14 protein-coding genes are annotated in these 15,651 nt (G+C 74.2%); 7 read left to right on the top strand and 7 right to left on the bottom strand.

What is annotated here, in order from left to right; translation table 11 throughout:
* Nucleotides 1–141: 141 nt before the first annotated feature.
* Complete coding sequence (locus ACPCUX_RS16835; protein ID WP_255180983.1) at nt 142–1,959, bottom strand: AMP-dependent synthetase/ligase; 1,818 nt, start codon at nt 1,957–1,959, stop codon at nt 142–144.
* 107 nt (nt 1,960–2,066) lie between these two features.
* Here ACPCUX_RS16835 and ACPCUX_RS16830 point away from each other — a divergent pair, with 107 nt between their 5' ends.
* Together ACPCUX_RS16830 and ACPCUX_RS16825 are read left to right on the top strand one after the other, a co-directional pair.
* Entirely contained in the window at nt 2,067–2,417 is a 351-nt protein-coding gene (locus ACPCUX_RS16830; RefSeq protein WP_021482739.1) for a chorismate mutase, read from the top strand.
* A 185-nt stretch (nt 2,418–2,602) separates the two neighbouring features.
* Complete coding sequence (locus ACPCUX_RS16825; protein WP_114553103.1) at nt 2,603–3,802, top strand: Vms1/Ankzf1 family peptidyl-tRNA hydrolase; 1,200 nt, start codon at nt 2,603–2,605, stop codon at nt 3,800–3,802.
* Between the two features lie 63 nt (nt 3,803–3,865).
* Here ACPCUX_RS16825 and valS read toward each other — a convergent pair whose 3' ends face one another.
* Nucleotides 3,866–6,673, bottom strand: a complete 2,808-nt coding sequence (valS, locus tag ACPCUX_RS16820; RefSeq protein WP_423389213.1) for a valine--tRNA ligase — start codon at nt 6,671–6,673, stop codon at nt 3,866–3,868.
* Between the two features lie 206 nt (nt 6,674–6,879).
* Between valS and ACPCUX_RS16815 the strand changes: the two genes are divergently transcribed.
* The 4 genes from ACPCUX_RS16815 (at nt 6,880) to ACPCUX_RS16800 (ending at nt 11,284) form a co-directional block, all read left to right on the top strand.
* Entirely contained in the window at nt 6,880–8,808 is a 1,929-nt protein-coding gene (locus ACPCUX_RS16815; RefSeq protein WP_085388146.1) for a DUF4914 family protein, read from the top strand.
* A gap of 101 nt (nt 8,809–8,909) precedes the next feature.
* Complete coding sequence (locus ACPCUX_RS16810) at nt 8,910–9,908, top strand: TIGR03557 family F420-dependent LLM class oxidoreductase (RefSeq protein WP_085388145.1); 999 nt, start codon at nt 8,910–8,912, stop codon at nt 9,906–9,908.
* Nucleotides 9,905–10,828, top strand: coding sequence for a coenzyme F420-0:L-glutamate ligase (gene cofE, locus ACPCUX_RS16805; protein WP_423389212.1), 924 nt, complete (start codon nt 9,905–9,907; stop codon nt 10,826–10,828). The genes ACPCUX_RS16810 and cofE overlap by 4 nt, the downstream gene beginning before the upstream one ends.
* 66 nt (nt 10,829–10,894) lie before the next feature.
* Complete coding sequence (locus ACPCUX_RS16800; RefSeq protein ID WP_043654766.1) at nt 10,895–11,284, top strand: hypothetical protein; 390 nt, start codon at nt 10,895–10,897, stop codon at nt 11,282–11,284.
* Nucleotides 11,285–11,312: 28 nt separating this feature from the next.
* Here ACPCUX_RS16800 and ACPCUX_RS16795 read toward each other — a convergent pair whose 3' ends face one another.
* From ACPCUX_RS16795 to ACPCUX_RS16780, 4 genes are all read right to left on the bottom strand, one after another.
* On the bottom strand, nt 11,313–11,678 hold the full coding sequence (locus ACPCUX_RS16795; protein WP_086151368.1) for a VOC family protein: 366 nt from the start codon (nt 11,676–11,678) through the stop codon (nt 11,313–11,315).
* Between the two features lie 102 nt (nt 11,679–11,780).
* A complete protein-coding gene (locus ACPCUX_RS16790; protein WP_423389211.1) occupies nt 11,781–12,992 on the bottom strand; it encodes an AI-2E family transporter in 1,212 nt (403 codons plus the stop codon).
* A 60-nt stretch (nt 12,993–13,052) separates the two neighbouring features.
* Nucleotides 13,053–13,646: an HhH-GPD-type base excision DNA repair protein gene (locus ACPCUX_RS16785; protein WP_137280287.1), complete on the bottom strand. Its 594-nt coding sequence runs from the start codon at nt 13,644–13,646 to the stop codon at nt 13,053–13,055.
* Nucleotides 13,643–14,077, bottom strand: a complete 435-nt coding sequence (locus tag ACPCUX_RS16780) for a hypothetical protein (RefSeq protein ID WP_043654772.1) — start codon at nt 14,075–14,077, stop codon at nt 13,643–13,645. The genes ACPCUX_RS16785 and ACPCUX_RS16780 overlap by 4 nt, the downstream gene beginning before the upstream one ends.
* Nucleotides 14,078–14,127: 50 nt before the next feature.
* Between ACPCUX_RS16780 and ACPCUX_RS16775 the strand changes: the two genes are divergently transcribed.
* Nucleotides 14,128–14,631 (top strand): metallophosphoesterase family protein, encoded by a 504-nt coding sequence (locus ACPCUX_RS16775; RefSeq protein ID WP_043654774.1) that lies wholly within the window; start codon nt 14,128–14,130, stop codon nt 14,629–14,631.
* A 4-nt stretch (nt 14,632–14,635) separates the two neighbouring features.
* Here ACPCUX_RS16775 and ACPCUX_RS16770 read toward each other — a convergent pair whose 3' ends face one another.
* On the bottom strand, nt 14,636–15,586 hold the full coding sequence (locus ACPCUX_RS16770; RefSeq protein WP_043654777.1) for an AraC family transcriptional regulator: 951 nt from the start codon (nt 15,584–15,586) through the stop codon (nt 14,636–14,638).
* Nucleotides 15,587–15,651: the final 65 nt, after the last annotated feature.

Here is a 15,651-nt window from a genome sequence, read left to right as displayed (position 1 = left end):
CCGACCAGGTGATGTAGCGCGGCCGAGCAGGTGGTCTTGGTCCGTCCCGTCACCCGGACGCACCAGGACCACCTGCTCAGCCCGTGCCGCGGGGCGGGGGTGGGGGCCGGGGCCCCGGGCCCCGGGGCCGGGGGTGGGGCTTCAGGCGTCGGCGCCGACCTTCGAGCCGTACAGCGTGTCGATCGTGTCGGCGAAGTCGTCGATGACCAGGCGCCGCTTCACCTTGAGCGACGGCGTGAGGTAGCCGTTCTGCTCGGTGAAGTCCGTCGTGAGCACGGTGATCTTGCGGATCGACTCGGCCCGGGAGACGGCCTCGTTGGCGTGCGCGACGGCGCGGTCGAGCGCGGCGAGCACGTCGGCGTCGTGCGCGGCCGTCTCGACGTCCATCGGACGCAGGCCGTGCGTCGCGAGCCAGCCCGGCAGCATCTCGGCGTCGAGCGTGACGAGGGCGCCGATGAAGGGGCGCTGGTCGCCCACGACGACGACCTGGCTCACGAGCGGGTGCGCGCGCAGCCGGTCCTCGAGCACGGCCGGCGCGACGTTCTTGCCGCCGGCGGTCACGATGATCTCCTTCTTGCGGCCGGTGATGCGCAGGTAGCCGTCGTCGTCGAACGCGCCGAGGTCGCCGGTGCGGAACCAGCCGTCCTGGAGCGCCTCGGCGGTGAGCTCGGGCTGGTTGCGGTAGCCGCGGAAGATGTGGTCGCCCTTGACCAGGAGCTCGCCGTCCGCGTCGATGCGCAGCGACGTGCCGGGGAACGCGGGCCCGACCGTCCCGATCTTCGTCAGGCCGGGCAGGTTCACGGCCGTGGGGGCCGTGGTCTCGGTGAGGCCGTAGCCCTCGAGGATGCGCAGCCCGACCCCGCGGTAGAAGTGGCCGAGCCGCTCGCCGAGCGGCGCGCCGCCGGAGATGGAGTACGTGAGCCGGCCGCCCATCGCGGCGCGCAGCGTCGAGTAGACGAGCCGGTCCGCGACGGCGTGCTGGAGGCGCAGCCCGAGCGCGGGGCCGCCCGGGGCGTCGAGCGCCCGGGACCAGGTGATGGCGACCTTGGCCGCCCAGTGGAAGATCTTGCGCTTGGCGCCGGTCCCGGTCTTCTGCTCGGCGGTGTTGTAGACCTTCTCGAACACGCGCGGCACGGCGAGCAGGAACGTCGGGTGGAACGAGCCGAGGTCCGCGACGAGGTTCTTCGTGTCCCAGGAGTGCGCGAGGACCGCGTTCGACGCGACGACGACGACCTGGATGAACCGGGCGAACACGTGCGCGAGCGGCAGGAACAGCAGGGTGCGTGCGCCGTCGGCGTCGAGGATCTCGGCGAGGCCGGCCCGGCCGTTGAGCGCGAGGTGCACGAAGTTGCGGTGGGTGAGCTCGACGCCCTTGGGGCGCCCGGTCGACCCGGACGTGTAGATGACCGTCGCGAGGTCGTCGACGCGCTGCGCGGCCCGACGGCGCTCGACCTCCGCGGCCGGGACGTCGGCCCCGGCGGCGCGCAGGGCGTCGACGGCGCCGTCCTCGACGACGAGGACGTCCTCCAGGCCGGGCAGGCGGTCGCGCACGGTCGCGACCTCGGCCGCGTGGGCGGCCGTCTCGACGACGGCGAGCCGGACGCCCGCGTCCGACAGGATCCAGTGCACCTGCTCGGCGGACGACGTCTCGTAGACGGGGACGGGCACGGCACCCACGGCCCAGGCGGCGAAGTCGAGGAGGGTCCACTCGTAGCGGGTGCGCGACATGATGGCGACGTGGTCGCCGGGCTCGATGCCGCGCGCGAGCAGGCCGCGGGCGACCGCGACGACGTCGTCCTCGAACTCCTGCGCGGTGACGCGCTCCCACGGACCGTCGGCGGTGGTGCGGCGCTCGACGAGCGTCGCCCGGGGGTCGCGCGCGACACGGTCGGTGAGGAGGGTGCTGATGGTCGCCGTGGGGGAGACCTCGACGAGGCTCGGCGACGTGTGTTCCGTCATGAAACTCTCCGCTGAGTGGGACGGTAGGGAGGGACGGCGAGCCACTTTACTCCGTACTCCGAGTATCGAGTTCCTCGACGCCCGACGGGCACCCCTAGGATCGGTGGGTGACGAACGACCCCGGGCAGCCCGCCGTCCCCGACGAGATCCTCCGCCTGCGCGACAGCATCGACAACATCGACGCGGCGCTCATGCACCTGCTCGCGGAGCGGTTCAAGTTCACGCGCCGCGTGGGCGAGCTCAAGGCGCAGGGCGGGCTGCCGCCCGCGGACCCGGACCGGGACCGCCAGCAGATCGCCCGGCTCACGGGCATCGCGAGCTCCGCCGGTCTCGACCCGGAGTTCGCCGAGCAGTTCCGCGCGTTCATCGTCCACGAGGTCATCCGCCACCACGAGCGCATCGCCGCCGAGCACGCCGCCTCGGGCGAGGGGACCCCGGTCCTCGACACCTACTCCTGACGGCCCGGCAGCGGGCCGGGCGACGGCCCGGAGGCCGGCGCGAGGCGCCTCTTGGGCCCGACGCGCGGTGGCGACCCCCGTCGATCTGACGGACCCTGGTGGGGACCCAGGGCGGGCCCCCGGCGTCGGCACCGCCGCGTCGGGCGGCCCTCCCGCCACGCCGACGGACGTCATGAGGTGTTCGCATGAAGATCGATTGGCTCAAGCCCCTCCTCGGCCATCCTGGCCCCTTCGCGACGGTGTACATCGACGCGACGCGCGCCAACGAGGCCGGGGACCGCGAGGTCGAGAACCGCTGGAAGGGAGTGCGGCGCCAGCTGCACCAGGAGGGCGCGCCGGACGCGGTCCTCGACGACCTCGAGGAGGTGGTGCTGCGGCCGACGCGGGTCGGGGGCACCCACGGGCGGGTGCTGATCGCCGACGACACGGGCGTGCTCGTCGACCGGGTCGTCAAGGACCCGCCCGCGCTCACGAAGGGCTCCTGGGGGCCCGTGCCCGCGCTGCTGCAGGCGGCGCGCGCGGCGGACGAGTCGGTCGACTACGTGCGCGTCGTCGTCGACCGGCAGGGCGCGGACCTCACGTGGTCCGTCGCGGGCGGCCACCTGCCCTACTCGGAGCCGGAGACGGTCGAGGGCGGCCACGACGTCATCAACAAGGTCCGCACCGGCGGGCTCTCGCACAAGCGCATCGAGTCCCGCGCGGAGGACTCCTGGGAGCGCAACGCCGAGGCGGTCGCCGCGGAGCTGGAGCGCCAGGCGGCCGAGTACCGGCCCGAGCTCGTGCTGCTCACCGGTGACGTGCGCGCCGTGCCGCTCGTGCGGGGCGCGCTCGGGCACGCGATCTCCGAGCTCGTGGTCGAGGTCCCGGGCGGCGGCCGGGGCGCGGGCATCAACGAGGCCTCGTTCGAGGCGAACGTGGCCGACGCGCTCGACAGCTACCGGGAGCGTCGCCGCGAGAAGGTCCTCGCGGAGTTCCGCCAGGAGCAGGGCCGTGAGTCCGGCGCGGTGACGTCCGTGGAGGACGTCGTCGCGGTGCTCGCGCGCGGCCAGGTCAAGGAGCTCGTGCTGGCCGACGAGTACGGGCAGGACGGCGCGCTCGACGACCGCTCGCTGTGGATCGGGCCCAGCCCGCTGCACATCGCGGCGACCCGCGAGGAGATCGAGTCCCTCGGCGTGACGGACGGCCTGGAGAAGCTGCCCGCCACGGTCGCGCTCGTCCGGGCCGCCGTCGGGCAGGACGCCGGGCTGACGTTCGCGCCCGAGGGCAGCGTCGAGCTCATCGAGGGCGTGGGCGCCACGCTCCGCTGGGCGGACGAGGGGACGCCGCGCGAGGTCGCGGCGACGATGTCCGGCGACGACTCGCGGCTGCGCGGCGAGATCATCTAGGCCCCAGCCACCGACGACGACGCCCTCCCCGGCCGCGGCCGGGGAGGGCGTCGTCGTACGGGGTCAGCCCTTCTTGCGGGCCTCGGGCTCGCCGAGCTCCGAGGAGACGACGATGATCCCGCCCTGCACGGCCGGGTCGCCCTGGCCCTCGGCCGCCGCGACGAGGTCGAGCGTGCCGGTGACGCGCCCACCGTTGCGGACGTCGACGACGGACGCCTCGACGCCGGGGAGCGACGCCGCCGGCACCGCGACCTGCGCCGCGAGGATCGGGGTGCGCATCGACACCTTCGCCTCGGACTTGATCTTGCGCAGCGCCGCGAGCGCGTGGCCCGCCGCGGTGAGGACGGCCGGGTCGGCGTCGCCCGCGGCCGAGCGCGCGACGTCGGGGGTGGGCCACGGTGCGCGGTGGATCGAGCCCTCCGACGCGCGCCACCACGACCACACCTCTTCCGTCGCGAACGGCACGAACGGCGCGAACAGGCGCAGGAGCGTGTCGAGCGCGATGGCGAGCGCGACGCGCGCGGACCGGGTCTCGGCGGAGACGTCGGAGGCCGCGGCCCCGGCGCCGTACGCGCGGTCCTTGACGAGCTCGAGGTAGTCGTCGCAGAACGTCCAGAAGAACGTCTCGGTGACCTCGAGCGCGCGCGTGTGGTCGTACGCCTCGAACGCCTCGGTCGCCTTCTCGACGACGGTCGCGAGGCCCGCGAGCATCGCACGGTCGAGCGTCTCGGTGACGAGCGCCGGGTCGAGGACGATCTCGCCCGTCCCGGTCTCGGCGTCGACCCCGAACGACAGCGCGAACTTCGACGCGTTGAGGATCTTGATCGCGAGGCGACGGCCGATCTTCATCTGCCCGACCTCGAACGCCGCGTCCGTGCCGAGGCGGGCCGACGCCGCCCAGTACCGCACGGCGTCCGACCCGTGCTCCTCGAGCAGGCCCATGGGCGTGACGACGTTGCCCTTGGACTTCGACATCTTCTTGCGGTCGGGGTCGAGGATCCAGCCGGAGATCGCGGCGTTCTTCCACGGCAGCGAGCCGAACTCGAGGTGCGAGCGCACGACCGTGGAGAAGAGCCACGTGCGGATGATGTCCTGGCCCTGCGGGCGCAGGTCCATGGGGAAGACGCGCTCGAACAGGTCGGGGTCGACCTCCCAGCCGCCCGCGATCTGCGGCGTGAGCGACGACGTCGCCCACGTGTCCATGATGTCGTTCTCGCCGACGAACCCGCCCGGCACGCCGCGCTGGTCCTCGGTGTACCCGGCCGGCACGTCGGACGACGGGTCGACGGGCAGCGCGTCCTCGGACGGCACGATCGGGTGGTCGTGGTCGACCTCGCCCGACTCGAGCACGGGGTACCACAGCGGGATCGCGACGCCGAAGAAGCGCTGGCGCGAGATGAGCCAGTCGCCGTTGAGGCCGCCGACCCAGTTCTCGTAGCGCACGCGCATGAAGTCGGGGTGGAACGCGAGCTCCTTGCCGCGGTTCAGCAGCTCCTGGCGCAGGTCGCGCGTCGTGCCGTCGGCCGTCGTCCAGTCGCGGCCGCCGTTGCGGATGTACCACTGGCGCGACGTGACGATCTCGAGGGGCTTGTCGCCCTTCTCGAAGAAGTTCGCCTTGCGCTGGGTCGGCACGGGCTCGCCGTCGAGGTCGCCCGCGTCGCGCAGCGCGTCGACGACGACCTGGCGTGCCGAGAACGTCGTCTTGCCCGCGAGCTCGGCGAACACGCCCTGGCCGGCGTGCGAGGTGATCCAGTCCGGCGTCTCGCGCACGATCCGGCCGTCGCGCGTGATGATCGAGCGCGTCGGGAGCTGCAGCTCGCGCCACCACTGCACGTCGGTGAGGTCGCCGAACGTGCAGCACATCGCGATGCCCGCGCCCTTGTCGCGCTCGGCGGCGGGGTGGGCGAGGACGGGCAGCTCGACGTCGAACAGCGGCGAGCGCACCGAGGTGCCGAACAGGTGCTGGTACCGCTCGTCGTCGGGGTGCGCGACGAGCGCCACGCACGCCGCGAGCAGCTCGGGGCGCGTGGTCTCGATGAGGACGGGTGCGCCGTCGTCCGGGGTGCCCGGCGCGACCCGGTGGAACGCGACCTTGTGGAAGTGGCCCGGGTAGTCGCGCGCCTCGAGCTCGGCCTGCGCGACGGCGGTCTGGAACGTCACGTCCCACAGCCCGGGGGCCTCGGCCTGGTACGCCTCGCCGCGCGCGAGGTTGCGCAGGAACGCGCGCTGCGCCGCGGTGCGGGACCGTGCGTCGATCGTCTGGTAGTGCTGCGCCCAGTCGACCGAGAGCCCGAGCCGGCGCCACAGCGCCTCGAACTGCTTCTCGTCCTCGGCCGTGAGCCGCTCGCACAGCTCGATGAAGTTGCGACGGCTCACCGGTACCTGGTCGGCGGCCTTGACGGACTTGCCCTCGCCGCCCTCGTGCGGGGGCTCGAAGCCCTCGACGTAGGGGAGCGTGGGGTCGCAGCGGACGCCGTAGTAGTTCTGGACGCGCCGCTCGGTGGGCAGGCCGTTGTCGTCCCAGCCCATGGGGTAGAACACCTCGAGGCCGCGCATGCGCTGGAACCGCGCGACGACGTCGGTGTGCGTGTAGGAGAACACGTGGCCCACGTGCAGCGAGCCCGAGACGGTCGGCGGCGGGGTGTCGATGGAGAAGACCTGCTCGCGGGTCTTCGAGCGGTCGAACGCGTACGTCCCCTGCTCGGCCCAGCGCGCGTCGTAGGTGTCCTCGAGCCCGTCGAGGCTCACCCGGTCGGGTACTCCCGCGACCACCGCGCGGACGACGTCACCGGCTACGTGCCCGGCGGAGGAGGTCGTTGCTGCAGCGGGTTCGGCCGCGCCCGTCGGCGCGTTCGTCGGGAAGTCGCTCATGGTCGCCCATTCTCCCAGATCCCGGGGCCGTGCCGGACGCCGTCTCGGCGTCCGGCGGGCGTCGCCGCGGCCGTCCGCGGCGTGCGGACCGAGACGGGTCGAAGGTCCCTGGGTCGAATGGTCATCGAGTCGTAATCTGCACGCAAAGCGACAGGTGCTCGTGGGCGCACCTCGACCCGATCCCCGCGCCGACCCCTGGAGCACCCATGACCGCCACGACCACCGACCGCACGCGCGCCGACGGGGCGATCCCGCCCGGCGTCGTCCTGCCGCCCGCCCTCGCCGCCGCCCTCGCGGCGTGCCCGCGCCTCGTCGTCCCGGCGTCGCGCGACGAGCTCTACCGCCTCGCGCTCGGGCCCGACGGCGGCCCGCGGTTCGCCGTCGAGTACGACGCCGGGGGCGAGCGCGTCGTCGAGGCGGAGGTCGTGCGGTGCCGCAACGGGATCGCGGTGAACTACCCCGAGGACTACATGCGCCGCCGGGACCCGGACTGCATGCGGATCGCCGACGACCTGCCGACCGACAAGCCGCGCTACCGGGACGTCTTCGGTGCGGAGTTCGGCCCGGTCAAGGACGAGACGCTCGCGTGGCTCGCCGCGCAGGAGCTCGTCGTCGTGCCGTTCCGCGCCGGGGGGCGCACGCACGGCTACCCGTCGCTCGCCGTCTGCCCCGTCAACGCGGCGTTCTTCGCGCTCGCCCTCGTCGACCTCCAGGGCTGGGCCACGTTCGACGAGCTCGGCCCGTTCGCGCCGCGCTCGATCCTCTACGTCGCGCCGCCGCTGCGCCACACCCGGTTCGGCGGGCGCCAGGTCGTCGTGCACGACCGCTCCGAGACGCTCCACGAGGTGTTCGCCTACAACCTCTACCCCGGGCCGAGCGCCAAGAAGGGCGTGTTCTCGGTCCTGCTCGACGTCGGCGAGCGGGAGGGCTGGGTCACCGCGCACGCGTCGTCGGTCCGGGTCACCACGCCGTACGAGAACGAGACCGTGATCATGCACGAGGGCGCCTCGGGCGGCGGCAAGTCGGAGATGTGCCAGGACCTGCGCCGTCAGGAGGACGGCAGGATCCTGCTCGGCACGAACGTGGTCACGCGCGAGCCGTACGTCATCACGCTGGGGGAGACGAGCGCGCTCGCCCCGGTCACCGACGACATGACGCTGTGCCACGCCGCGCTCCAGACCGGCGACGGCCGCCTCGTGGTGACCGACGCCGAGGAGGGCTGGTTCGTGCGCGTCGACAACCTCACCGGGTACGGGCAGGACGCGCACCTCGAGCGCGCGTGCATCCACCCCGACGTGCCGCTCGTGTTCTTCAACATCGACGGCGTCCCCGACGCGACCGTGCTGCCCTGGGAGCACTCGCTCGACGCCGACGGCCGGCGGTGCCCCAACCCGCGCGTCGTCGTGCCGCGGCACCTGCTCACCGACGTCGCCGGGCCGGCCGAGGTCGACGTGCGCACGTTCGGCGCCCGCATGCCGGCCTGCACGCGCGACCACCCCACCTACGGGATCATGGGCATGACCCACGTGGTGCCCGCGGCGCTCGCCTGGATCTGGCGGCTCGTCGCGCCGCGCGGCGACAAGAACCCGTCGATCGGCGAGTCCCGCACGGCGACGGAGGCGCTCGCCCACGGCGGCATGGTCGCCGAGGGCGTCGGGTCGTACTGGCCGTTCGCGACGGGGACGAAGGTCGCGGCGGCGAACCTCCTCCTGCGCCAGCTCGTGGAGACGGACCGGACGCGCTACGTGCTCACCCCCAACCAGCACATCGGCGCCTACCGGGTGGACTTCGCGGCCGAGTGGCTCACGCGCGAGTACCTCGCGCGCCGCGGCGGGGGCCGGCTGCGGCCGGACGAGCTGACGCCCGCCCGCTGCCCCCTGTTCGGCTACACGCTCACGGAGATGAAGATCGACGGCCAGCTCGTGCGCCCGACCTTCCTGCGGCCCGAGCTGCAGTCCCAGGTGGGGGTCGAGGCCTACGACGCCGGGGCGCGGATCATCACCGACTTCTTCGCGAGCGAGCTCCGGCAGTTCCTCACCGACGACCTCGACCCGCTGGGTCGCCGGATCATCGAGGTCTGCCTGCGCGGCGGCTCGGTCGAGGAGTACGCGGACCTGACGCCGCTGTACGTCTGACGCGCCCCGTCCGGTCCTCGCCCGGCGAGGACCGGACCGGTGCGGGACGGGCGCCGGCGCCCGCTCGCCCAGGACGGTCCGCGGAGGGTTAAGGTCGGCCCATGGGTCTGACGATCGGCTACGCCGCCATGCTCGAGCAGTTCCACCCGACCGAGGCCGTCGCGCTCTCGGCCTACGCGGAGGAGCACGGCTTCTCCGGGACCATGGCGGCCGACCACTTCCAGCCGTGGGTCCCGGCGCAGGGCGAGTCGTCGTTCGTGTGGAACGTGCTCACGGCGCTCGGCGAGCGGACCCGGGGCGACCTGGGCCCCGGGGTCACCGCGCCGACGTTCCGTTGGCACCCCGCGATGGTCGCCCAGGCGTCCGCGACGCTCGCCGCGATGTACCCCGGCCGGCACTGGCTCGGGCTCGGCTCGGGCGAGGCGCTCAACGAGCACGTCGTCGCGGGCTACTGGCCCGAGGCGCCCGAGCGCATCAACCGCATGTTCGAGGCGATCGACGTCATCAAGAAGCTGTTCCAGTCCGGGCTCGACAACAAGGACGTCAAGCACTCCGGGCAGTTCTACAAGATGGAGTCCACGCGCCTGTGGACCATGCCCGAGGTCGCGCCGGAGATCCTCGTCGCGACCGCCGGTCCGGTGACCGCGAAGCGCGCGGGGCGCCACGCCGACGGCCTCATCACCGTCGGGGCGCCGCTCGAGAAGATCTCCATGCTGTTCGGCAAGTTCGACGACGGCGTGCGCGAGTCCGGCCGCGACCCCGAGGCGATGCCCAAGGTGCTCCAGCTCCACCTCTCCTGGGCCGCGACCGACGAGGAGGCGCTCGCGAACGCGATGACCGAGTGGCCCAACGGCGGCATGAAGTTCCCCAAGGCGGACATCCGCTCGCCGCACGACTTCGAGCAGATGGCCAAGCTCGTGCGCCCGGAGGACTTCGAGGGCCGCATGGTGATCTCCGCCGACCCGGACGAGCACCGCGCGTACATCCAGAAGTTCGTCGACCTCGGGTTCGACCGCATCTACCTGCACAACGTCGGCCGCAACCAGCGCGAGTGGATCGAGGTCTTCGGCCGCGAGGTGCTCCCGAAGCTCGCGCGATGAGTGAGCACGACGCCGCACCTGGCGGGCCCGACGGCGGCGCGGGCCCCAGCCGGTCCGCGCGCCTCACGGTGTGGGCGCCCGAGGGCCTCGGCGAGGTCCGGCCGGGCGACGACCTCGCGGCGCTCGTGGGCGACCTGCTGGCGGGGGAGGCGCTCGCGGACGGCGACGTCGTCGTCGTGACGAGCAAGATCGTCTCGAAGGCCGAGGCCCGCGTCGTCGCCGCGGCGGACCGCGAGCAGGCGATCACGGACGAGACGGTGCGCGTCGTCGCGACGCGCGAGCGTCCCGGCCAGCCGCCGCTGCGCATCGTCGAGAACCGGCTCGGCCTCGTCATGGCCGCGGCGGGCGTCGACGCGTCGAACACCCCGGAGGGCACGGTCCTGCTGCTCCCGCTCGACCCCGACGCCTCCGCGCGGGCGCTGCGCGGCGCGCTCCGCGAGCGGTTCGGCCTCGACCGGCTGGGCGTCGTCGTGACGGACACCTCCGGCCGGGCGTGGCGCGACGGCCTCGTCGACATCGGCATCGGGGCAGCGGGGGTCGTCGTCGCGGAGGACCTGCGCGGCGGCGTGGACTCCCACGGGCGGCCGCTGTCGGTGACCGTGACCGCCGTCGTCGACGAGGTGGCGGCCGCGAGCGAGCTCGTGCGCGGCAAGGCGGCGGGGCGGCCCGTCGCCGTGGTGCGCGGGCTCGGCCGGTACGTCGGGAGCGAGGACGGTCCGGGCGCCCGCGTGCTCGTGCGCGGCTCGGGCGACGACCTGTTCCGCGAGGGCAGCGCCGAGGCGTACGCCCGCGGGCAGGCCGACGCGCGCCGCGAGCAGGGGGACGACGCCGCGCGGGAGGCCGCGTACGCCGACGGCTACCGGGCCGGGTTCGCCGAGGGGTACCGCGAGGGCTCCGGGAACGAGCCGGTCGCGGACTGAGGCGGGGCGCGCCCGCGGCGGCGAAACCCCTGGCGTGCGCCCCGTCGTCGCCGCTAGCCTGCCCGGATGCTCCCCTCCGACTGGATCGCGCACCGCCGCCCCGACGACCGTGAGCACGTGGGCTGGATCCGCCCCGAGGGCGACGCCTGGGTGGCCGTGTCGCTGCTCGGGCACGAGCTCACCGGACCGGTCGACTGGCTCGAGGCCGAGGAGGCGCTCGACGCGAGCAGCCTCGCGTGGCTCGCCGACGTCTGGATGCTCGAGCAGGACGACGCGCCGCCGCTGCGGGTCCGGCTCGTCGAGGTCACGCCGGACGGCGTCGTCGTGCAGACGGACGACTTCGGGGCGATCGACGTCCCCGTCGAGCGCTACGACCTCCCGTGGCCGCCGCCGCCCACGCTGCGACCGCGCCGGCCCGACGACCCGGACGGCCGCGTGCTGTCGTCCCGACCCTGACGGCCGTGCGGCTGCGCGCCGCGCGCGGTCAGCCCGCGTCCGTCGTGCCCTCGTAGAGACCGATCTGGTTCCCGTCGGCGTCCTCGAACGCGGCCCACCACGAGGTGGGGCTGATCTGCGACTTCTCCAGCACGACGCGCCCGCCGAGCTCACGGACCTTGGCGAGCGTCTCCTCGATGGAGTCGACCTCGACGTAGCTGCGCGGGCTCGTGAACCCCTCGGAGCGCGGGGCGAGGCCGCCGCCGCTGATCTTGTTCGGGGCCTGCCACATGGGGTAGCCCTCGAAGCCGGGCACTTCCGCGATCTCCCAGCCGAAGAGCTCGCCGTAGAACTGGGTGGCCCTGCCGTTGTCGCTCACCGGGATGTCGATGTGCGTGATGTCTCCGTGCGCCATGGTTCCTCCCCGTGCCGGTGACGGGCGGACACCCGCCGAGCACCAGCCTAGGGACGGCGGTGGCGCGCGCACCAGGGCCCGGGCCGGACCGTGCGGCGGGGGTCAGCGCTCGTCCGGTGCGGGGAAGCGCTCGACGGAGGAACCCTCAGGCTCCACCTGAGGGTCGGCCTCGGGGTCCGCGGGCTCCGACGGAGCGGCGCCGTCCCCGTCCGGCACGGCGTCGGCGGTGGGAGGGGAGCCCGCGCCGCGCGGGTCCTCGGCGGGCCGCGGCGCGTCGTCGCCGGAGAGCCACCGCAGCCAGCCCGAGCCCGGGTCGGGCTCCAGCACGAGCGCCCGGACGAGCAGCGTGAGCGGGATCGCGAGGATCGCCCCGAGCGGCCCGATGACGAACGTCCAGAAGACGACGGAGACGAAGCTCAACGTGAGGCTGAGGTTCACCGCGTCGGCGACGAACTTCGGCTGGACGAGGACCTGGAGCACGACGTTCACCACGCAGTAGACCGCGACGACGGCGAGCGCGAGCTGCCAGCCCCCGACCACGAACGCCATGACGACAGGCGGTACGAGCCCCAGGACGAAGCCGATGTTCGGGATGAAGTTCGTGACGAACGCGAGGATCGCCCACACGGTCGGGGCCGGGACCGACAGGAGCCACAGGGCGACGCCGTCGATCACGGCGACGACGGCGCCGAACGACGCGTTGACCACGAAGTAGCGGCGCACCCCGCCGCTGAACCGGGTCGCCCGGTCGACCGTCGCGGCGCGCTCGGCGCCGAACACCGAGCCGGCGGTGGAGTACCGCGCGGCGTCGGCGGCCATGAAGATCGCGTAGGCGAGCACGAAGAAGAACGCTGTCGCGATGCCCAGGGCCATGCCGGACACGTTGCCCGCGAGGCTGACGACGCGTCCCGGGTCGAGCCACGACGTGGCCGCCTCGGCGATGTCCGTGTCGATGCCGACCGCGGCGAGCTGGTCCACGACGTCGTCGACCGCGCGCACGAGCGCCGGGAGGTACTCGCGGACGAGGTCCACGAACCGGACGCCCGCGAACGCGAGCATCGCGACGAGCGCCGCGAGGATGAGGTACGCGACCGTGACGACGGCGGACGTCGCGGCCCACCGCGGCCAGCCCCGGCGCTCCAGGGGGAAGCGCACGGGGTGGCAGATGATGACGATGACCGCCGCGAGGAACATCGGGGCGAGGACCTCGCGGGCGGCGTGGACGCCGGCGAGGACGACGACGCCGGCGGCGAGGGCCAGGAGCGTGCGCGTGGCGGGAGGGAGCCCCGGGGCGGGAGGCGTCGTCGTGGTCACGCGCCGACGATAGCCGCCGGGGTGCGTCGCGCACCCGGGCGTCCGCGCGCGGCGCGGCGGTCAGCCCTTCGCGGCCTTGGCCGCGGCCTTCTGGGCCTTTTTGAACGTGCGGACCTCGGCGAGCGACTCGGGGCTCGTGACGTCCGCGATGGACCGGCGCGAGCCCTCGTCCCCGTAGTGGCCGGCCGCCTCGCGCCACCCCGCGGGCCGCACGCCCCGCTGCTTGCCCAGGAGCGCGAGGAAGATGCGCGCCTTCTGGTCGCCGAACCCGGGCAGCGCCCGCAGGCGCGCGAGCACCTCCGCGCCCGTCGGCTCGCCGTCCGCGCCCGGCGCGGTCCAGATCCGGGTCGCGTCGCCGTCGTACTCGTCGACGACGACGCGCGCGAGCTCCTGCACCCGGCCCGCCATCGAGCGCCCGTAGCGGTGGATCGCGGGCGGCGTCGTGGCGAGCGTGACGAACGCGTCGGGGTCGGTGTCCGCCACGGTGCGCGGGTCGATCGAGCCGAGGCGGTCGCGGATCTTGCGGGGCCCGGCGAACGCGTGCTCCATCGGGTACTGCTGGTCGAGCAGCATCCCCACGAGGAGCGCGAACGCGTCGTCGCTGAGCAGCGCGTCCGCGTCGGGGTCGCCGGTGATCCAGAGCTGGTCGGTCATGCCCCCATCATGGCAGCCGGCTGGCCGGGTGCCCGGCGCAGCCGTCCGGTCCGGAACTCGTCGACGCCCGCGCGCCGCAGGATCGCGCTCGTCCAGCCGGGCAGGAGCCGCAGGCCGTCCGCGCCGGTCACGCGACGCACGTCGTCGACGACGTACTCCACGCCGCGGCGCTCGAGGACGAACTCCCCGGCCGCCTCGACGTTGCGGACCCAGTCCACGTCGGGGCCGTACGTGAGGGCGAACGCGACGCGGACCGGACCGGTCGGGCCGTCGCGGTAGGCGAACGCGAAGACCGGGGTGCGGTACTCGCGCCCGCTGCGCCGCCCGACGTGGCGGACGACGGCCATCGGCCCGACGCCCGTCGCGACGCGAAGCATGACGGGGTTGAGGAAGCGCCTGTTGCTGCGGGCTACCCAGCGCGGGATCGGCATGGGCCCATCGTCACCCGGCGTGCCCCGGGACCGCGACCTATCGTGGCGGCGTGCCCACCCGACTCCTCCTGCTCAGCGACACGCACGTCCCGGTCCGCGCCCGGGCGCTCCCGGACCAGGTGTGGCGCGCGGTCGACGACGCGGACGTCGTCGTGCACGCGGGCGACTGGGTGAGCGCCGACCTGCTCGACGCGCTGGAGGCGCGCGCGGCGCGCCTCGTCGGGGTCGCGGGGAACAACGACGGCCCCGACCTGCACGCGCGCCTGCCCGAGGTGGCGCGCACCACGGTCGAGGGGCTGCGGCTCGCCGTCGTGCACGAGACGGGCGGGAAGGACGGGCGTGAGCGTCGCGCCGACGCCGCGTTCCCCGACGTGGACGTGCTCGTGTTCGGGCACAGCCACATCCCCTGGGACACGACGTCGCCGGGCGGCCTGCGCCTGCTCAACCCCGGATCGCCGACGGACCGCCGTCGGCAGCCGGTCGGGACGTTCCTCACGGCCGTCGTCGACGACGGCGCGCTGCGGGACCTCGAGCTCGTGCCCGTCGCGCGCTGAGTGCTCACGCCGCACCGGCGCGCGCCCGGTGCTCCGCCGGGCTCACGCCGCGCACGCGCTTGAACGCGGCGCTCAGCGCGAACGGCGTCGCGTACCCGACGGCGCGCGCGACCGCGGAGAGCGTCGCGTCCGGCTCGAGGAGGAGGTCGGCGGCCAGGTCGAGCCGCCAGCCGGTGAGGTAGCCCATCGGCGGCTCGCCGACGAGCACCGTGAAGCGGCGCGAGAACGCCGCGCGCGACAGTCCCACCTCCCGCGCGAGCGCGTCGAGGGTCCAGGCACGCGCCGGGTCGTGGTGGATGAGCCGCAGCGCGGCCCCGACGACGGGGTCGGCATCGGCGCGGTACCAGCCCGGCGCGTCGTCGCGCGAGAGCCACGTGCGCAGGCACGAGATGAGGAGGAGGTCGAGGAGGCGGTCGAGCACCGCCTCCTGCCCCGGGAGGTCCTGCACGACCTCCCGGGCGAGCATCTCGACGAGCGTCCCGTCCACGTCCCCGCGGCGCAGGACCACGCGCTGGGGCAGCACGCGCAGCACCCGGCGCCCGACCTCGCCGTCGAGCGGGTACGTGCCCGTGACGATGACGGTCTCGCCGTCCGGGTCGTTCCCCCACGACCGCACGCCGAGCACGGTCATGGGGGAGGGGCCGCCGTCGACCGCCCGGCACATGTCGGACGCCGGGCCGACGACGACCTGGGGCGCCGTGGTCGGCGCGTCGGCGACGACGTAGTGGTCCGGGCCGCGCAGGAGCACGACGTCGCCCGCGGCGACGCGCTCGCCCGGGTCGGACGACGTGCCGCCGGCCCCGGGGCCGACCCACCCGGACCCGCGCAGGACGGGCACGATCGTCAGCGGCGCCTCGTCCTCGATGCGCATGCCCCACGGCGCGCGCAGGTGGCTCCGCAGGAGGAAGGCGCCGCGGGCGCGCGGCCCGTCGAGTAGCCCGGCGACGACGTCCATCGCGTCAGCGTACGCCGCGCGCGGCGAGACGATCGCGTATGCGCGCGAGCCGGTCGGCCATGGAA

This window comes from Cellulosimicrobium sp. AB352, from assembly GCF_049538415.1.
GTDB classification, from domain to species: Bacteria; Actinomycetota; Actinomycetes; order Actinomycetales; family Cellulomonadaceae; genus Cellulosimicrobium; species Cellulosimicrobium funkei.
The sequence above is the reverse complement of the archived record's forward strand: the minus strand, read 5'-3'. Positions and strand labels throughout refer to the sequence as shown.